15 protein-coding genes are annotated in these 16,774 nt (G+C 46.7%); 8 read left to right on the top strand and 7 right to left on the bottom strand.

Going from position 1 to position 16,774, the window contains the following annotated elements; translation table 11 throughout:
- The first annotated feature begins 152 nt into the window (after positions 1 to 152).
- On the top strand, positions 153 to 527 hold the full coding sequence (locus MHI06_RS22100) for an iron-sulfur cluster biosynthesis family protein (protein WP_237177085.1): 375 nt from the start codon (positions 153 to 155) through the stop codon (positions 525 to 527).
- Positions 528 to 677: 150 nt separating this feature from the next.
- Here MHI06_RS22100 and MHI06_RS22105 read toward each other — a convergent pair whose 3' ends face one another.
- The 4 genes from MHI06_RS22105 to MHI06_RS22120 form a co-directional block, all read right to left on the bottom strand.
- Positions 678 to 1,109 (bottom strand): hypothetical protein, encoded by a 432-nt coding sequence (locus tag MHI06_RS22105; protein ID WP_340399121.1) that lies wholly within the window; start codon positions 1,107 to 1,109, stop codon positions 678 to 680.
- 133 nt (positions 1,110 to 1,242) lie between these two features.
- The gene (locus MHI06_RS22110) at positions 1,243 to 1,428 is read right to left on the bottom strand and encodes a hypothetical protein (protein WP_169483173.1); all 186 of its coding nucleotides are present in this window, start codon (positions 1,426 to 1,428) and stop codon (positions 1,243 to 1,245) included.
- Positions 1,429 to 1,614: 186 nt separating this feature from the next.
- Positions 1,615 to 2,280 carry a cyanophycinase gene (locus MHI06_RS22115; protein ID WP_340399122.1) on the bottom strand — a complete coding sequence of 222 codons (666 nt, stop codon included), beginning with the start codon at positions 2,278 to 2,280 and terminating at the stop codon, positions 1,615 to 1,617.
- A 310-nt stretch (positions 2,281 to 2,590) separates the two neighbouring features.
- Positions 2,591 to 2,749, bottom strand: a complete 159-nt coding sequence (locus MHI06_RS22120) for a hypothetical protein (RefSeq protein WP_340399123.1) — start codon at positions 2,747 to 2,749, stop codon at positions 2,591 to 2,593.
- A 137-nt stretch (positions 2,750 to 2,886) separates the two neighbouring features.
- On the opposite strand from MHI06_RS22120, the gene MHI06_RS22125 reads away from it, so the two are divergent.
- The 6 genes from MHI06_RS22125 to MHI06_RS22150 all read left to right on the top strand — a co-directional run bounded on the left by MHI06_RS22125 (position 2,887) and on the right by MHI06_RS22150 (position 9,476).
- On the top strand, positions 2,887 to 4,566 hold the full coding sequence (locus tag MHI06_RS22125) for a PucR family transcriptional regulator ligand-binding domain-containing protein (RefSeq protein ID WP_340399124.1): 1,680 nt from the start codon (positions 2,887 to 2,889) through the stop codon (positions 4,564 to 4,566).
- Between the two features lie 228 nt (positions 4,567 to 4,794).
- Positions 4,795 to 5,571, top strand: coding sequence for an ABC transporter ATP-binding protein (locus tag MHI06_RS22130; RefSeq protein ID WP_036617567.1), 777 nt, complete (start codon positions 4,795 to 4,797; stop codon positions 5,569 to 5,571).
- The gene (locus MHI06_RS22135; RefSeq protein WP_264928459.1) at positions 5,571 to 6,437 is read left to right on the top strand and encodes an ABC transporter permease; all 867 of its coding nucleotides are present in this window, start codon (positions 5,571 to 5,573) and stop codon (positions 6,435 to 6,437) included. The genes MHI06_RS22130 and MHI06_RS22135 overlap by 1 nt, the downstream gene beginning before the upstream one ends.
- 34 nt (positions 6,438 to 6,471) lie before the next feature.
- Positions 6,472 to 7,500, top strand: a complete 1,029-nt coding sequence (locus MHI06_RS22140; RefSeq protein ID WP_340399125.1) for an ABC transporter substrate-binding protein — start codon at positions 6,472 to 6,474, stop codon at positions 7,498 to 7,500.
- A gap of 193 nt (positions 7,501 to 7,693) precedes the next feature.
- On the top strand, positions 7,694 to 9,070 hold the full coding sequence (locus tag MHI06_RS22145; protein ID WP_340399126.1) for an amidase: 1,377 nt from the start codon (positions 7,694 to 7,696) through the stop codon (positions 9,068 to 9,070).
- Between the two features lie 19 nt (positions 9,071 to 9,089).
- Entirely contained in the window at positions 9,090 to 9,476 is a 387-nt protein-coding gene (locus MHI06_RS22150) for a Rid family hydrolase (protein ID WP_340399127.1), read from the top strand.
- A 99-nt stretch (positions 9,477 to 9,575) separates the two neighbouring features.
- Here the strand turns inward: MHI06_RS22150 and MHI06_RS22155 are convergent, their stop codons facing one another.
- Positions 9,576 to 11,636, bottom strand: coding sequence for a methyl-accepting chemotaxis protein (locus tag MHI06_RS22155; protein ID WP_340399128.1), 2,061 nt, complete (start codon positions 11,634 to 11,636; stop codon positions 9,576 to 9,578).
- Positions 11,637 to 11,946: 310 nt separating this feature from the next.
- Between MHI06_RS22155 and MHI06_RS22160 the strand changes: the two genes are divergently transcribed.
- Complete coding sequence (locus tag MHI06_RS22160) at positions 11,947 to 12,366, top strand: hypothetical protein (RefSeq protein ID WP_169483165.1); 420 nt, start codon at positions 11,947 to 11,949, stop codon at positions 12,364 to 12,366.
- Between the two features lie 242 nt (positions 12,367 to 12,608).
- Here MHI06_RS22160 and MHI06_RS22165 read toward each other — a convergent pair whose 3' ends face one another.
- Both MHI06_RS22165 and MHI06_RS22170 read right to left on the bottom strand, forming a co-directional pair.
- Positions 12,609 to 13,487, bottom strand: a complete 879-nt coding sequence (locus MHI06_RS22165) for a TatD family hydrolase (protein ID WP_340399129.1) — start codon at positions 13,485 to 13,487, stop codon at positions 12,609 to 12,611.
- Positions 13,474 to 16,641, bottom strand: coding sequence for a GNAT family N-acetyltransferase (locus MHI06_RS22170; protein WP_340399130.1), 3,168 nt, complete (start codon positions 16,639 to 16,641; stop codon positions 13,474 to 13,476). The genes MHI06_RS22165 and MHI06_RS22170 overlap by 14 nt, the downstream gene beginning before the upstream one ends.
- Positions 16,642 to 16,774 lie beyond the last annotated feature (133 nt).

Consider the following 16,774-nt stretch of genomic DNA (forward strand, 5'->3'; position numbering starts at 1 on the left):
GGTATAACATTCATACGTGAATTGTTCGTTGCATTACGCATTAGCGTCAATATTTTTACAGGACATGTTTGCTTTTCTTTATTTCACCTTCTAATCTGCGTTTATGGTCCATATATTAAATTGTAAGCGAATTCATTGGAGATTAGAGGAGTGTGAACAACGTCATGATCATTCAAGTCAGTCCGCTGGCAGAAGCAAGACTTACTGAAAAGCTGGGAGATCGACCAGGCTATTTCAAATTGTTTTATGATACCGATGGATGCGGTTGTGACGGAATTGCGGTACTTCTGATCTTGAACGAACCGGATAGCGATGATGTTACCGTAGAAGCGGGGTCGCTTCCCTTTGTAATCAACAAACAGCAGCAGATTTACTTTGAACCCTCTCTACGTCTGCAATCCGAGCACAGTTTCCCTTCATTCCGACTGAGTAGCGATTCCATGATCTATGGCAGTAATGTCAAAGTCCATGATTTACGAGATACCGCAGACGTAGCCCCACAGCCTACCGGATGGTTTGTACGATAAACGTTGAATTTGTACTATAATCAAAACCTCCCAAGCCCAGATGTCATGCGGGACGGGAGGTTTTTTAAGATTTTAATGAGTTCATTAAGTATTATTTTCGTAAATATTTCATGTGAGCTAACGTTTGCTGTCCGTTCAATATTACTAAGATTACTTCACAAGAATTTCAATTGGGTTCATGGTCATAGAGATATCCGCGGTCATATCCACAATGAGATTTTGTTTCCCTTTTTTGGTTACTATAAACTCATCTTCAACCTCAACCACTTGACCTGACTTAAGCTCAGTTACATATCCCACATCCGCATAATTACGCTCCTCGTCACTACCGGAGAAGGAAAAACGAATGATTGGTTCTCCATGAGATACTTCAACGGGTTTAATACCTGTATATTTTAAATTTCCTTTTACTTTCAGTGCCTCACCAGTACCTAAAACAGTTGGTGTTGTTACTTCGAGAACAAAATCAGATGCTACTACACGTTCAATAACATTATCCTCATTTTTTTCTTTTTCTTTTGATGAGCACCCAGCTACTATCATGGATACCACTAGTACCAACATTAAGATGTTATTACTCATTTTATGAATTTCATATCACCTCTCTCATACTGAAGATGTTAATGGAATTATCCGTACGCTAAGAAAAGCGAGTCACACCATTTGAGAGCAGCAGCCATAATTTCAAGTTTCCGCTTGCACTGAAACTACCTTACTAATCTCCCCACCAGATGATTTTAGCCTTCGAGTTTCCTCCCTCATGAAGCTTTAATTCATTCTCTATGGGGATATTTGAATGCTCAATAACTATGGGTACAGGAAAGCCTATGATCCGAACCCCTAATAATAAAACAAAGCTGATGACAAGAATTCCAAAAAGGACAATAATATTACGTTTCAATTACTCTTCTCCTTCAAAAAAAAGGTAGAAAACTGTTCCTCGATTCCCCCGAACATCGTTTCCCGTTAGTTCAATCAAAATGAGCGGTTAGCATCCGCTAAGCATAGAGAGGAGACCTGAAATGATTCGCTGTAAGCCTTGATTTTAAAGGAATTAATTCTGTTAGGTCACAGCCACTCACTCTAATTAGAGCGTCTCAACCAATTTCTGAATCTTTGAGTGGGAAATTAAATATATAGGACCCATTATTTCTATTTTGCCATCCTTTACACGTATAGCGCTCTCCTGTTCTGACGCATAAACATCAATCTCTTCTGACAAGGGGAATAGGTAGCCTTGAACAAACGTGGCGTAGTCGCGTTGAGAATGGGATTCGTAGGCAAAATGATCAAAACCTATACCATCATAAATAGTACTTGTTTCAACTTCATCAGTGTTATTCAAGCTTAACCATTTTGCAGACATGTTTAATGCACCTGCGCTAGCACCCATGATAACGGCATTGCTGTTCTTAATCGCATCCGATAATTCATAATCCGCCATAAAATCGTTCTGCAGAGCAGGATATCCACCACATAAAAAAATTACAGAAGCGTTCTGAATGGATCGCTGGGCATCTTCCTTCTGCGTGCGGTAATCAATGAAATGATATTCATCAAAAATAATGTTAGCCTGATTCAACCATGTCCATTCAGAAATATCATCAAAGTTAATTTGCTCATCTGTATAACCAGACGGGTCAGCGCTAATCATAACAAGCGATTTTCTGTCTTGTATATCCTCATGCAACAATTTGACCAGCTTCTCAGGAAAAAAATTATTAAACCAACTGAAGTAGTAGTGAGTACTCAAACTTAATTACCTCCATATGTATTATTTACAGGCATCCATTCTTAACGTTAAAACATAATCACATGGATCAGCTGCTTCTTTGGTTTTCCGTGAATTAAATAAAACAAAGATCTATCAATAATCTAAAGCAGCCTTTAAAGATGTTACCATAATATAATAGAGTGCCTGGGTTTCATCATCGACAATAAAGGTGTTTCGGTTACGACTCTTTCCGCATTAGATCTATTTAGTATAACGCATTGAATTATTAGAAAGTTTTTATATTTATGAGAAATTTGTTTGATTTGAATCTTGATAACTTTTCTGCAAGCTACTTGTTCTCCCGTAATATTCTCCATGTTTGCGTAGATCTCTTCGCCTGAAGCAGACGGTCTTCCATCGACAGCAGTCGCTGATCACCTAAACCAGGTAGCTGTTGATCATTCCATAACATGTGTAACTTTACTTTACTCAAATTAATAAAAAACATCTTCTCACCTCAACATTTTTGTACAATACGCTTAAAAATCCCATTACTTTTAGCCTCTTTATCCAAACTCTTCTTTACGCCCACCTCACTTAATGTTAGATTTTATAACATATCATTATGAAAGCGGTGGGTTGAAGATGGATCTGCAACAGTTATTGACTATCCCCATTCTATCCAAAGCAAAAGTTATTGCCGGACATCGTGGACTAGATCGTTTGGTGCAATCGATCAACATTATGGATGCACCAGATATTGTACAATTCCTGAAGCCGGGAGATATGCTGCTGACGAACGGCTATATCCTGAAAGACCGCCCCGATGCTCATCTTGGATTTATTACAGACATGCATGCAATTGGTTGCGCAGCGCTTGCTGTGAAGACTCAGCGTTTCTCTCTTGAATTAGCTCCGCAACTGCTTGAGACAGCCAACAGACTGGGCTTCCCGATCATCGAACTGTCCGAGATAGACAATACACTCGGTGAAATATTTCAACATTCGATCAGTGCCATCCTACAGAACAAAACCCATGAACTGCACTACGCCTTATCTATTCACAAGCAATTTTCCACGATGGTTATGCAGGGAAAAGGCATACCATCCATCGTAGATACACTGTCTCAGCTGCTATCCTCACCTGTACTTCTGCTTGGCTCGAAGAAACAGATTACGGCAAGCTCCCATTATGCACAACAGATGGATGACCAGTCTCTCGCCGCGCCCTTACTGACATTTATAGATGAGCACCCTTCCTTCCATACTGCAATCTCGATCTGCCTACTTACTGCTGATAAATATCGACATGCTGAGCTTCATCCCATCTTCACCGATCGGCACGAGGGCTATTTGATCGCACTATACGACAGTTCCACAACCTCTAAGCTCTCCACTCTGGCACTGGAGCAAGCGGTCAATGTGATCGGTCTGGAGTTAACCAAGAAACAAGCGGTCAAGGAGCGCTCCCGCCGTTACAAAAATGAATATTTCTCCGATCTCATTCAAGGATTCATTCGTTCTGAACAAGAAGCGCTACATCGCGGCAAGAAATATGGGCTGCAAGCAAAAGGGAGCTCGGTTCTCATCATCGCCAAGATGGATGAGCCCTTAACGAACAAACCTAAACACATCCTCACTCCCCCTGGGGAAGAGCGATTCATCTCAGAACGAGACGCTTATTACGAGCTGATTAAGCAGGAGTTCGCCAGACTCGATCTCTCCTTCGTCATGTTCACGAAGAACGATCAGTTCGGCATACTCGTCTTTTTGGCCGAATCGTCTTGGGACGAACACACCGTTGTCCAGCAGCTTGAGCGGATCGCCAGCAATCTGTATACAGAGTCGCAGCTCAGCCTGTCCTTCGGAATAGGTAATCCCTACACCAATGTATTGGATATCGGACTCTCCTATAAGGAAGCAGTCAAGGCGCTCCAATCCGGCTATCAGATGCGAAAGACCCGCTTCGCTCATTCCTATCAAACCATGGATATAAGCCGTCTGCTACGCATGATTCCCCACGATGAGATGCTGCAGTTCCATCAAGAAACCTTTAAGCCCTTTAACGACCGAGATCCAAATGAGCGTAGCGAACTGATGAAAACCTTGTCCTCTTTCTATGAGAATCATTGCCAGATCGTCGATACAGCCAAAGAGCTGTTCGTACATCGCAATACAGTGATCTATAGGCTGGAGAAATGTGAGAAACTGACCGGCAGGAACATCAAAGACCCGATGGAGAGCCTGCGCTTCCGACTCGCCTTCGCACTTGAGTCCCTTCTGAATGTTAATCCAGCCCCTAGCGAAGCTAATCATACGTCTTAAACCAAGAACGTGTCATGTATAATGACACGTTCTTTTATTTTCTTTTCCCAACCCAACCTCATTTGTACACTTTAACTGATTTAATTCTATTTTTATGTTCATAGTAACTAATGACAATTGTGCAAACAGTCTATATGATTAGGGATATATTCATTAATGTCATATTAATTAACATCAATTCACATCAAGAAATAAACACATCAGGCTGTAGGAAAGGGGCTACCTATCATGGCTATACAAATACAAGGCGTATCCAAATCATTTGTCAGTGCAACCGGAGAAGATATTCAGGTTCTCGCTGAGGTTTCGATGCAAATCAAGAAGCAGGAGTTCTTCAGTATTGTGGGACCGAGCGGCTGTGGCAAGAGTACGATCTTCAATATTATCGCGGGTCTGCTCAAGCCAACGAATGGCAAGGTTATCGTCTGTGGCGAAGAGATCGATCAGACAACCGGGCATGTCGGCTATATGATGCAGAAGGATCTGCTGCTTCCTTGGAGAAGCATCCTGGACAATGTCACGCTAGGCTTGGAAGTGAAGGGCATGTCCAAAAAGGATCGTGGCGATATTGCCATGGATTATCTGGATCGTTATGGCCTGGCCTCATTCGCAGAAGCCTATCCCTCCACCCTATCAGGCGGTATGCGCCAACGTGTAGCCCTCATACGTACCCTCGTTACCCAGCCCGATATTATATTACTGGACGAACCCTTCTCAGCACTTGATTATCAGACCAGACTCATTCTGGAAGATGAAATCTTGTCTATCCTGAAATCCGAGGGCAAGACAGGTGTGCTTATCACGCATGACATCGAGGAAGCCATCGCCATCTCCGACCGCATTGCCGTTATGAGCAAAAGGCCAACGACCGTGAAACAGGTATACGATATTGGTCTCGCTTCGCAGTATGGCTCAGCACTGAAAGCCCGCTCCGACCAGAAGTTTAAGCAGTATTTTGAATCGATCTGGTCAGAGCTTGATATCCAAATGGGGAGGATCAGCTAATGAAGAGCACATCACCTGAAATTACCCTTGCCGGAAAGCCTGCTGGAGTTGCGAAGAGCAAACGCAGACAATCTACCTTCTCCAAAGAATGGCTGATGACGATGCTGTGGCGGTTCATTATTGTAGCGGTCATTCTGGTGATCTGGGAATCCGCCGTTCGCTTGAAACTGGTTAACGGATTCCTAATGGGATCGCCAAGCGCCATTCTCGATGCCGCCATCACCATGGCCAGCTCAGGACAACTGCTTACAGACGCGTTCGCAACGGTAAATGCCACCGTTATCGGCTTCGTAGCCGGAAGCTTAATTGGCTCATTGGCAGGACTGCTTATGTGGTATTCCAAGTCCGTTGCCCGTGTGCTCGATCCATTCATTGTAGCGATGAACGGCATCCCGAAGATTGCCCTCGCTCCTATGATTATCATCTGGTTCGGTTCAGGCATCTTCTCCAAGATTGCTCTCGCCTCTGTAGCAACGTTTATCGTAGCGCTGTTATCCGCCTACCAAGCGACGCATCAAATCGATGAATCCCAGATTAATCTGATGAAATCCTTCGGTGCGAAGAAATCACAAATTTTCCGCAAAATTATCGTTCCTTCCTCCCTGCCATGGATCATCTCCGCCTTCCGGATCAATATCGGTTTGGCATTGGTCTCTGTCGTAGGTGGAGAATTCATCTCTTCTGACAAAGGACTCGGACACATGGTATTCGTCGAAGGAAACCTGTTCAACCTTCCGGCCGTATGGGTCGGCGTGTTCATGCTTATGCTGGTCGCCATGCTCCTCTACACTTGTGTCGGTTATATCGAATCCCGTCTCCTTCCATGGAATGACAACAAGACCAGCAGCAAATCCACATCTGTATAGCTGACCTACAACGATTAAAGGGGACTGATGACTAATGCGTACATTCAAAAAGATAGCTTTTCTAGCAACGATGACGGTTATTTTGACCACACTGCTCAGTGCATGCGGAAGCAACACCACAACACCTGCGAGTGGCGCAGGTGCATCTGATAGCGGGGGGACAGCAAATACGCAGGTGGATAAAATTATGGTGTCCGAGGTGTATCACAACCTGCTCTACCTTCCGCTGTATGTAGCGAATAACCAAGGATTCCTAGAGGAGAATCGCATTGAGCTAACCTCCATCCGCGCTGCCGGAAGCGGTCCAACAGCATTGTCTTCGGTGATCTCAGGCGAGTCTGCGTTCTCCTTCCACGGTCCTGAGCATGTCGCATTTGCTAATGCAAAGGGCGGAGATGCTCGCTCACTGGTCCTTCTATCCGGCAGTGCCCCAGTCTGGGCAGTTGCGCGAGAAGGAGTAACCGTGAACTCGACAGCGGATTTCAAAGGTAAAACCATCGTGGTGGGTTTGGCACCTACAAGTTCGAACAGCTTACTGCGGAAGCTGTTCGCTGACAATAACATCGATATCGACAAGGATGTGACGATCACCGAGGTTCAGAATGGCTCCGAGCTTGGTGCTGTATTAGCTGGCAAAGCCGATATTGCTATCGTTTACGAACCGCAGCTGGATCAAGGCATTGCAGAAGGACTGCATATTGTCCATGATTTCACAAAGGATTACCCTGACTTTGCCTTTGCAACGATGAATACAACCGCAAGTTTCATTGAAAAGAATCCTGATCTCACCCAGCGCTTCGTCACCTCTATTGAGCAAGCCCTGGACTACATTCAATCCAATCCTGAAGGCGCCAAAGCAGTCGCAGTTAAGGAATTCCCGAATCTGGACAAGAAAGTTGTGGAGCAAGCTGTACAACGCATGATCGACAGCAAGGTATATCCTGCTGATGGGCTCATCAATGAATCGGCCTTCGAGACCGCAATTGATATGCAACGCTTCATCGGCAATCTGAAGGAAGACCTCGCTTACGAGGACATTATCAATTCAAGCTTCACCAAATAGAGAGAGAAAGGGTGATTACTCTGAACCAGGACGACTATCTCACACACCGCCGTACAGAAAGCGCCAAATATGCGGACGGAGTTATTACGAGCGAGGAGCTTGCCCTATTTACAGCAGACTTGGAGCTGATTCGAGGCTTCAAGTTGCCAGAAGAAGTAGGACCCAATTCTCCGCATAGGAGAGTGCCTCTACGATGATTACCAAACCACTTAACGAGCTGACGATTGCTGAGGCCGCAAAACTGATTAAAAATAAGTTGATATCTCCTGTCGAGCTTACGAAATCCTATTTGAATCGCATTGAGAAAGTAGAGCCTGCTGTGCAAGCGTTCGTTACAGTTACCACTGAGCAAGCCTTGCAGGCCGCAAGGGAGTCTGAGCGCAAGCTGATGAATGGCGAATATCTCGGTCCTCTGCATGGCATTCCATATGGAGCCAAAGACATTATCCATACCGCTGGCATACGCACCTCGGCAGGGTCAAGCACCTATCCTGACTTCGTACCCGGAACAAATGCTACTGTGATTGATAAGCTTCAGTCTGCAGGTGCTATCCTGCTCGGCAAGACAACAACGACGGAATATGCCTTCCAGGGAGGAGAACCACCAACCCGCAACCCGTGGAATCTAGAGCATACACCGGGCGGTTCTAGCTCCGGCTCCGCTGCTGCAGTAGCAGCTGGCATGGCTTCCTTCACACTTGGAACACAGACTTTCGGATCTCTGCTTAGACCCGCAGCCTACAACGGATTAACCTGTATGAAACCCACTTACGGCAGGGTTAGCCGTAATGGTGTCATCACAGCCAGCTGGAGCCTGGATCACCTTGGTGCCTTCACTCGATCGGCCCAAGATAACGCAATCGTTCTTGAAGCGATGGCCGGGCAAGATGAGCTGGACCCCTTCACACTTCCTCACGGCAAGCCAGACTTAACGAGCGCTCTTGAACATCCTATATCAGGAATGGTGATCGGCCTACCGAGCAGCTTCTTCCAAACTGATGAACCGGCGATCTTGTTAGCAGTAGAGTCGGCAATCGCTGTACTTGAGAAGCTGGGTATGCAATGGAAGAAAGTTGACCTGCCTTCTTATATGGAAGAGACCGTTGCTGCTCATCGTACGGTTATGCGGGCGGAAGCTGCCGCCTTCCATCAGGAACGCTTCGCGGAAGCCTCTGATCGTTACGGCCACACGATGCGGGAGCAGCTTGAACTCGGTTACCAGACGAGTGCCGTTGATTATTTGCAGGCACAACGCATTCGAACGATATTCCGGAGCGAGATGATGATGCTTTTCGATGAAGTGGATGTGTTATTAACTCCATCAACACCGTATGTGGCCCCATACGGCTACAAGACGGGAAACCCGATTTTCAATGGACCGTTCACCAATACGGGTCTACCATCCATCACCGTACCCATCGGGTTCGATACCACCTCAGGGAAGCAATTACCTATCGGTATGCAGCTTGCCGGTCCACTCATGAGAGAAGACCGCCTGTTGTCCATCGCTCATCATTATCAGCAGGCTACGAACTGGCATCAGTTAACAGCTAATATACACACTCATTAGGAAAGGAATGACAGCTACGATGTCTACCATCATACAGGCAAGTGCAGCACCCAAGTTCCCGCTTCCTTTCTCCCATGCTGTCCGCGCAGGAGATTTGGTCTACGTCGCAGGTCAAGTAGGTGTCGATCCACAGACGCTTGAGCCCATCGGCGGCATTAAGGAGCAGACTGAGCAGTGCATTCGTAATATTGAGGTGATCCTGCAAGAAGCCGGACTTACACTCGATCATATCGTGAAGGCAACCACCCATCTGGCCCGTGTGGAGGATCAGTCCGAATACAACGAAGTGTATGCGCGAATGATTAAACAGCCATATCCCGCCCGTATTACTGTATTCAGCGGGTTAGGCCCTTATTTAATTGAAATGGAAGTGTTGGCATATGCACCATCCGTTCGGGGAGAGTAGCACATCACAAAAGAGCACCTGTAACCCTTAGATGGGTACAGGTGCTCACTTTGTCGAGGAACCCGGTTCTCTTTTGAGAGACGGGTTTCTTTGGTGTTACTATTTAGTTTTGAAGCGGGATGATTCTTCTGCAAGTTGTTTGGTCAGTCCATTAATGGTCTGCACCAACTCTGCCAGATGTCCAGTCATACCCGATTGTTCCTGCATTGTTGCCGTCACTTCCTCAATGGATGCCGAGACCTCTTCTCCTGAAGCCGACAGATTCTGTGCAGCTCCAAGCACATCATCCTTATCGCGCTCAATGGACTCAATCTCGGATGCGATCGCCTGTACCTGATTCATCATGTCCTGCATATTTTGGGTGACAAAATTAAAGGTTTCCTTGGTCTGGCTCACACTGTTCTTATGCTGCTCCGCAATTGCCTCAATGGCATGTACGCTACGGTTATTCTGCTCCACATGTGCTATGGTCTGCATCACAATACGATTGATGTCCTCTGATTGCGCCGTTGTCTGCTCAGCCAGTTTGCGAATCTCGGAAGCAACGACTGCGAAGCCACGCCCCTGATCGCCAGCTCTCGCCGCCTCGATGGAAGCATTCAGTGCCAGCAACTTGGTCTGATTCGCAATCTCGGCAATCGTGCCCGTAATCTGATGAATACCGGAGGAACTCTCGGCGAGTTGAACCGTAATCTGTGAAATGTTGTTCACTTCCGCCTCATTCTGCCCGTTCACCGCAATAAGGGCGTCAATGACCTCATGATTATTTTTAAATGCGTCTGTGATCTCATCCGCCTTAAGCATAACGGACTGTGACATCTCATTCACGTTCTCAATCTTGTTCCCCACATTCATGAATTTATCCACGATGGATTCGGTGTCGTTCGCCTGTGATTCCATCGCCCGTGAAATCTCAAGGGCTGTCGCTGTTGTATCGGTTATAGAAGCTGACGTCTGCTGTGCAGATTGATCCAGTTCCGTAGTGCTTGTATTCAGGACCCCGATGGAACGGTTCATGCTGGAGATCAGTTGTTTGTTCCCCTCGGCCATCGTGTTGAAGCTGTCTGCCAGTTCTTTGAATTCCCCGGTATACTTGCCTTCTGCCTGCACAGTCAGATCTCCTCCGGCCAACTGTTTGAACAACAGCGTTATTCGGCTAATCGGTCTGGTTACCAGCTGCGAGATCAGGATACCTGCGATGATAGACACGGCAATGGCACTCAACAAAACGATATACATTTGCTTCGCCATACCTACCAGCGGCTTCCGTACATCCGTATATGTATCCTCGACAATAACCGTCCAATCGGAACGTGGAATCTTCGAGTAGAATACCACTTTCTCGTCCGTACTTGCTTCGCCCTGTTGCAATGTATCACTTGGAGCCAGATCGATTAGAGACTGGTACTCCCCTGATTCCAGCGGTTTTCCTGCCAGACCCTCATCTGCCGAATGATACATGACCGTTCCGATTCGGTCCAAAATAATGACTTTACCCTCTTCGTTAATCTTGACGTTCTGCAACTGGTTCACGAAGAATGATGTAGAGGCGGTTGAGACAAGTACCCCTTCCACTTGCTTGTTCTCATTGTAGATCGGGGATGCAAATACCGTACCCAATGTACCCAGCGTCTTGGAAATGATGCCTTCGCTAATGACGTTACGTCCCTTAATGGCTTCCTGGAAATAGGCACGGTCTGCCCGTTCACCTCCAAGTGACTCCGGGTCGTTCGCCGCAACCACGGTTCCATTGCGATCCACCAGAATCAGAACACTGTTGCCCTCCATACCCGCTAAGCTATCTGCCAATATCCCATTGGCTTTATTAACAAGTTCACTGTTTTCCTCGAAAAATGCTTCGTTATCTTCGCCTTCTGCTGCATTCCGAATCTCCAGTAAATCTTGGAATGTCCGATGTGTTGTGATTAGAAACGTAGACTGCTCTTCCAGACTTAGTGAGGTAAATAATCCTGCACCAATCCGATCAGAAGTCGACTGAATCTCATCTCTGCTTTTGTCCAATGTAATGTCCTCTGCCACTTTGTAACATAGCACTGCGGTCACAGCTAGTACGACGCACACCAGTTGACCGATCATCAGTGGCAATTTGAAGCGAAAAGACATGTTCGTCAAGCGTTGCCTCGCCTTTGTAAATAACATAAATACATTCACCATCCATCCTCATTCTTGTTGGGTCCAATATAATATGGGTTAACTTTATATCGGTCGTTATTAAATAATCATCCAGTACTAAAACGCTTACAAAAATATTTTTCTTATCCTTTGGAAGTTGACAATTGTAGGTCCAAGGCCGCTGTTGACGATTGGAAAATGTAGACTTTGGGTTAATACAAAATATGATATCAACGTCGTATAATATATGAAATACATATCGTGCAGGAAGACTCTCAGGAAGAATTCAACCAGAAGAATCTGCGGTTATAAGTTCGAAGAGAATAGGAGAATTGATATGGTAAAAACAGCATTACCCACGCTATTAAATGTTGTGCGCATTTTGTTGAGTGTAAAACTGATCTACGTGATTGTGTCCTTTATTGCGTTCCTCATTGACTTCAACCAGAACATGGAGGCCTATCTCGCCTTCTCATACAAAGGAAATGATCTGGCTTACGCCTCTGGCGTAATTATAGCCAGGATGTTGTTTATCATCGGTCCCAGCCTGCTCGCTGTTATCTTCATCACCAAGAGAAAGTTCAAGCTCACCGTAACGTTTCTGAGTCTGGCACTATTCGTTGCCATTCCGAATGAAAGTAACCCGTTCATCCTGATTCATCTCTTTACCCTGCTCGTCGTGCTCTTGCACCGTCCAAGCAAGTTGTATCTGAAACGAAAGGATACGCATGTCAATGAAGTAGAAATGAAGGATTAATCAAAAAGGGCCTGACAATGTTGTCAGGCTCTTTCTGATATTGAGTATATACCGTATAAGCTGAATCGCATTATTATACGTTCACATACTGTACTTCATTTCGTTATACTCGTTGTAAGATACCTCGAACATGCATGCAAAAAACACCCTACAGAGAGACTAATAAGTGTCTCCTCCATAGGGTACATTTGTGATAAAAGATTATATAACCGCGAATTCCGTGTTGAAATCAAATTCCCCGCTTAACCCAGATCGGCAATCCGCTGTTCAATACGCGGAAACAGCCCGAAGGCATTCTCGTAGAACACTTTATCATGATGCTGCTCCGGTACAAGTCGGCGGACAAATTCGGCATACAGATCGATAGGAGCAAGCGGCCAGTCGGTACCGAACAGCATTTTCTCGTAATGATCCGAATAGACCAAGGCCCGGCGGAAATGATCCATGAATAAAGGTTCATTCATGAACCGTTCAAAATGAGGCCGATCCCCCACCACAAGACCAGACAAATCCGCATACACGTTAGGATTCTTCGCCACCACTTCAGCTGCATCCATCACCCAGGGATCACCCAGATGACAGATCATGAAGTTCACACCGCGCTGCTGCAAGGCTAATTCATCCACCGTCAACGGATGCGAATATTTGAGCAATCCATTCATGGAGTACGTGTCACCCGTATGAATCACGACAGGCAGGTTGTACTTGGCTGCGAGTTCATAGACCGGAGTATAGATTTTGTCATACACATAGTGATGATAGTATCCGGCATAGAGTTTGATTCCGGCTACGTCAGGGGATTGCAGTCTTGCTTCAATCCGGTCAAGCTCGTCCTGAGCGTGTTTACCATCTAGCGCATTGGGATTGATCCCCACGCATTCCATGAGGAATGATGGGACCTTCTCTTCCAGATCAAGCCCCATCGGGTTAGGGGAACTGGAATCCGGGAACGCTCCCTTCGTCTGCTCCGTAACCCCCATTCCGATGCCCAGAATGACGTCGTTCTTATCAAACTCCGCTTTAAGACCAGCGGCAGAGTAATCCACTTTCGATAGATCGATCGCTGTTCGGTGAAAGCTATCGATGTCCGACAGATGAATGTGAATATCAATGATCGGCATGTGAAGCCTCCTTTTCATCGGTAGAAGTTGCAAAATTCAGTTTGAGAAGGTCATGCACATCCGGTGAACTCAGTGGAATCTGTCCCAGAACCAAATATGTCGGCTCCGTCCAGACTGTTTCCCCGTGCTGGATTGTCAGATGATGATTCACGTTCAGACCCGCCACCTGATTATTGGCAAAACCCCATGCACTCTGATTCGGGTAACGATGGACCGCATGCAGCATGTTCTCACGCGAAACCGATCCTACTCGCAAAAGGTCTTCAAGTGGCAAGCCCACATCCACCTTGCCTAGCGGGAATCGATCTTGACCCGGTTGCTCTATCCAACCTTCCGCAAATACAGATGAAGGCTGGAGGAAACGTTCCTCCGCAAGCGAGTAATCCGTCAGCGTCAGGCCGCTTTCGTTCGTCACGGCAAGTAGCGTGCATAGCACAGGAACACCCGGCAGCATCAGATAATGCTGGTTAATCGTGATTCCCCGATTCGCTTCATGCTTCTCAATTTGGGTGGTCAGCTTTATGCCTTTCCAAACGTTACCGTATTGGTCCTTGCGCTCTGTCCAGGAAGCCGCTCTCTGTTCCAACTGGCGGCTGAAACCATTCATGCCCGGAACCCCTACACCCAACCCGCCGTACCACGGATTCCACCACGAGCGTGGGGCCGGTTCAGGGTACGAGCTATCCAGCCATTCTTCTCCTGAATATTTCAGGGAGTGTACTACACTCCCGAATTCAGGAGCAACGGCGATCGACAATACTCCATTATCTACGGTGTACACAGGTCCAGATGGACTTTCTTCAATCATCTGCTCCACCTCTGTTCGGCTCTGCGGGAACCAAAGGGCAGTTCGCTCCTGAATCCGATCTTCGCCCCGATATAGCCCACGAACTTTCCAACCACTCACGTGTTGGTCTCGGTCCGTTTCGTCTGGTGAAAATGTCAGCTTGGCGGAGTTTAGATTCTGCTCCGGATTGAATTGCTTCGCATTTGCCATAACCTCCGGTTTGCCACCCTGCTGCACATACAGCTCCAGCTTGCCCGCAAGCGGAACCAGTTTGTGTTCAGTCAACGTTGCTTGCAGCACGTCCGGGGCAAATGGATTCCCCTCACTCAGTGTCAGATCCAGATGACTGTCCAGCAACGGAATGACCGGGTTACGCTGCTTCCGCGCAAACGCACGGAAATCCTGCCACTTGGCAAACGTGTTCAAAGCATATACAGTTTCTTTCGTCCGTACTACGGCTCCTGCGGGAATACGACCAAGCTCATGCTGAAATCCTAGCGTGTATTCCGGGCGAAGCAGCTTCAGAGAAGGGTCCCAATAGATACCGCTGGCACCATGCGCCTCCTTACAGAACAACCAATTCTCCGTGATTTGAGAGCTGTTCCAATGGCTCGGATCGCCAGCGTAAGAATCCCCCATATCCACAAAACGATCTTGGTAAGGGAGGATTAACCGGTTTCCGTAGAAACCGAAGTTGTTCATTAGAAACAGGTCTTCTTCCCAAGCGGTATCTCGTGTATTTTCGACTTCGTGGTGGAATTCGGCGACTCCATTCGCAGACAACTTAACCACAGACTTGATCTGTAATCCAGGGAAATCCTCCGAGTCATACCGTGCTTCAAGTACCTGACGTTCCCCTTCGGGATAGATATTCACTTCTTTTGCTTGTTTCTTGGATAACTCTTCGGCAAACGGCTTACCCAGCTTCGGATAAGTCCACCAGAAGGAATGAATGGAGCCAGGGTATTCAATCCACATCATATTATCTTGCTTGCTCATATGAATGGAGAATGCGCCATTGACAGCCACCCATTGATCCTCAATCTGCCCACCATATTTCCCTTCGATTCCCTTCATCAGTACAGAAAGTTTACTTGTGAAAGAGATCGCCGGGTTCCCCGCTGGGACTGCCGTCACTTCTACTTCTTGGGAATAGAGACCATACGAACGCAAGGTGAAAGGTACTGGCACAGACACTTTGCCTTTGGCAGGCACTGTAAAGCGCACCGCACGCTCCGCCCATTCAAGGAATTCATCCTCAGGCAGGTTCAAGCTGAACTCCGTTTCTGCATCCACATTATTTTCCACGTTCAGAACCAACTCCGCCGGGATACCTGGATAGAGCTCCTTCACAGGCAAAACGGTCTTGATCTTGGCCGGGAATTTCGGGGCGATACCCAACCTGAACTCCGCTTTCTTACCGCCGATCAACCATGTGCTGGCAACAACGGGATGCGTCTTATTGTTATTCTGTTCCTCTGTAATTGGATCAAGGTGAAACTCACCTTCCACGATGATGGTTTCTCCCGGAGCCACTGCTCGTGCAACGTCCAGCGCAAATCGAATGTTTTTGTTATCCTCACCCTTGATCTCGACCGCCAATTCGGATGCAGAATTGTTCTTAATGCGATAGCGAACCTTATAGCTGGAACCGAATACTAGATCATGATCATCGACTTCTGTAAAGATTTCGTAATCCGGTGTTTCGAGGGCAGTCAGCCCGCGACCCGACTTTTCAAATTCAGCCCGGAGGGAGACATCTCCCTTTTTCCACGTATAGTCAAAGAAATCAAAACCACGCTCCCGTCGGCCATCCGGCTCGACCACGAGTTCACGCGTGCTGTCTGCATACCAATCCAACTCCTCGAAATAAGGAGCAAGTGCTTCGGTCTGCAAGATGGTGGGGATGAAATTCATCAGATGCACATTATCATCTTTTTTCTCCCAGAAGAATCCGCATTTCTTGTACATCGGTACAGCCTTCGTATTCCCTGCCCACGTGAATAGATCCAGGCGGGGCCATCCGGCCTCAACGGTCTTGCGCACAGCATTCAGGATCAGGTTCCGTCCGACCTTATACCCGTGATAATCGGGGCGTACGTTAAGCAGCGGTACATATAGTGCTCTCTCGTCATAGCGGTAATGAGCAAAACTGCAGAAGCCAACAACCTCTTTCTCATGAACAGCTAGAAACGCATAAAGATTGGACGAACTCTCCATCTCCCGGCGAACCGTTTCCTCTGTTCTAAGGTTGGTGCCACCTCCCCAGCTTTCATTACTACGGTTCCACATATCCGCGAGTGCGGCAGCGTAAGAGGGATTGTATTCAATAATATGGATTTGGTCGATAATCGAAGTTACGGTCATGTTCTGATCTCCTTCTCTTTATGTACAGGATGGTGAAGAAGCTAGTGATAGTCTTATCATACTATAATTGGAAGCATTTTCAGAGAATAATATATCATTGCTTCAGTACGAAGTTCTGTACTAGTTGTTCACG

The sequence above is a fragment of the Paenibacillus sp. FSL H8-0079 genome (assembly GCF_037991315.1).
Taxonomy (GTDB): Bacteria; Bacillota; Bacilli; order Paenibacillales; family Paenibacillaceae; genus Paenibacillus.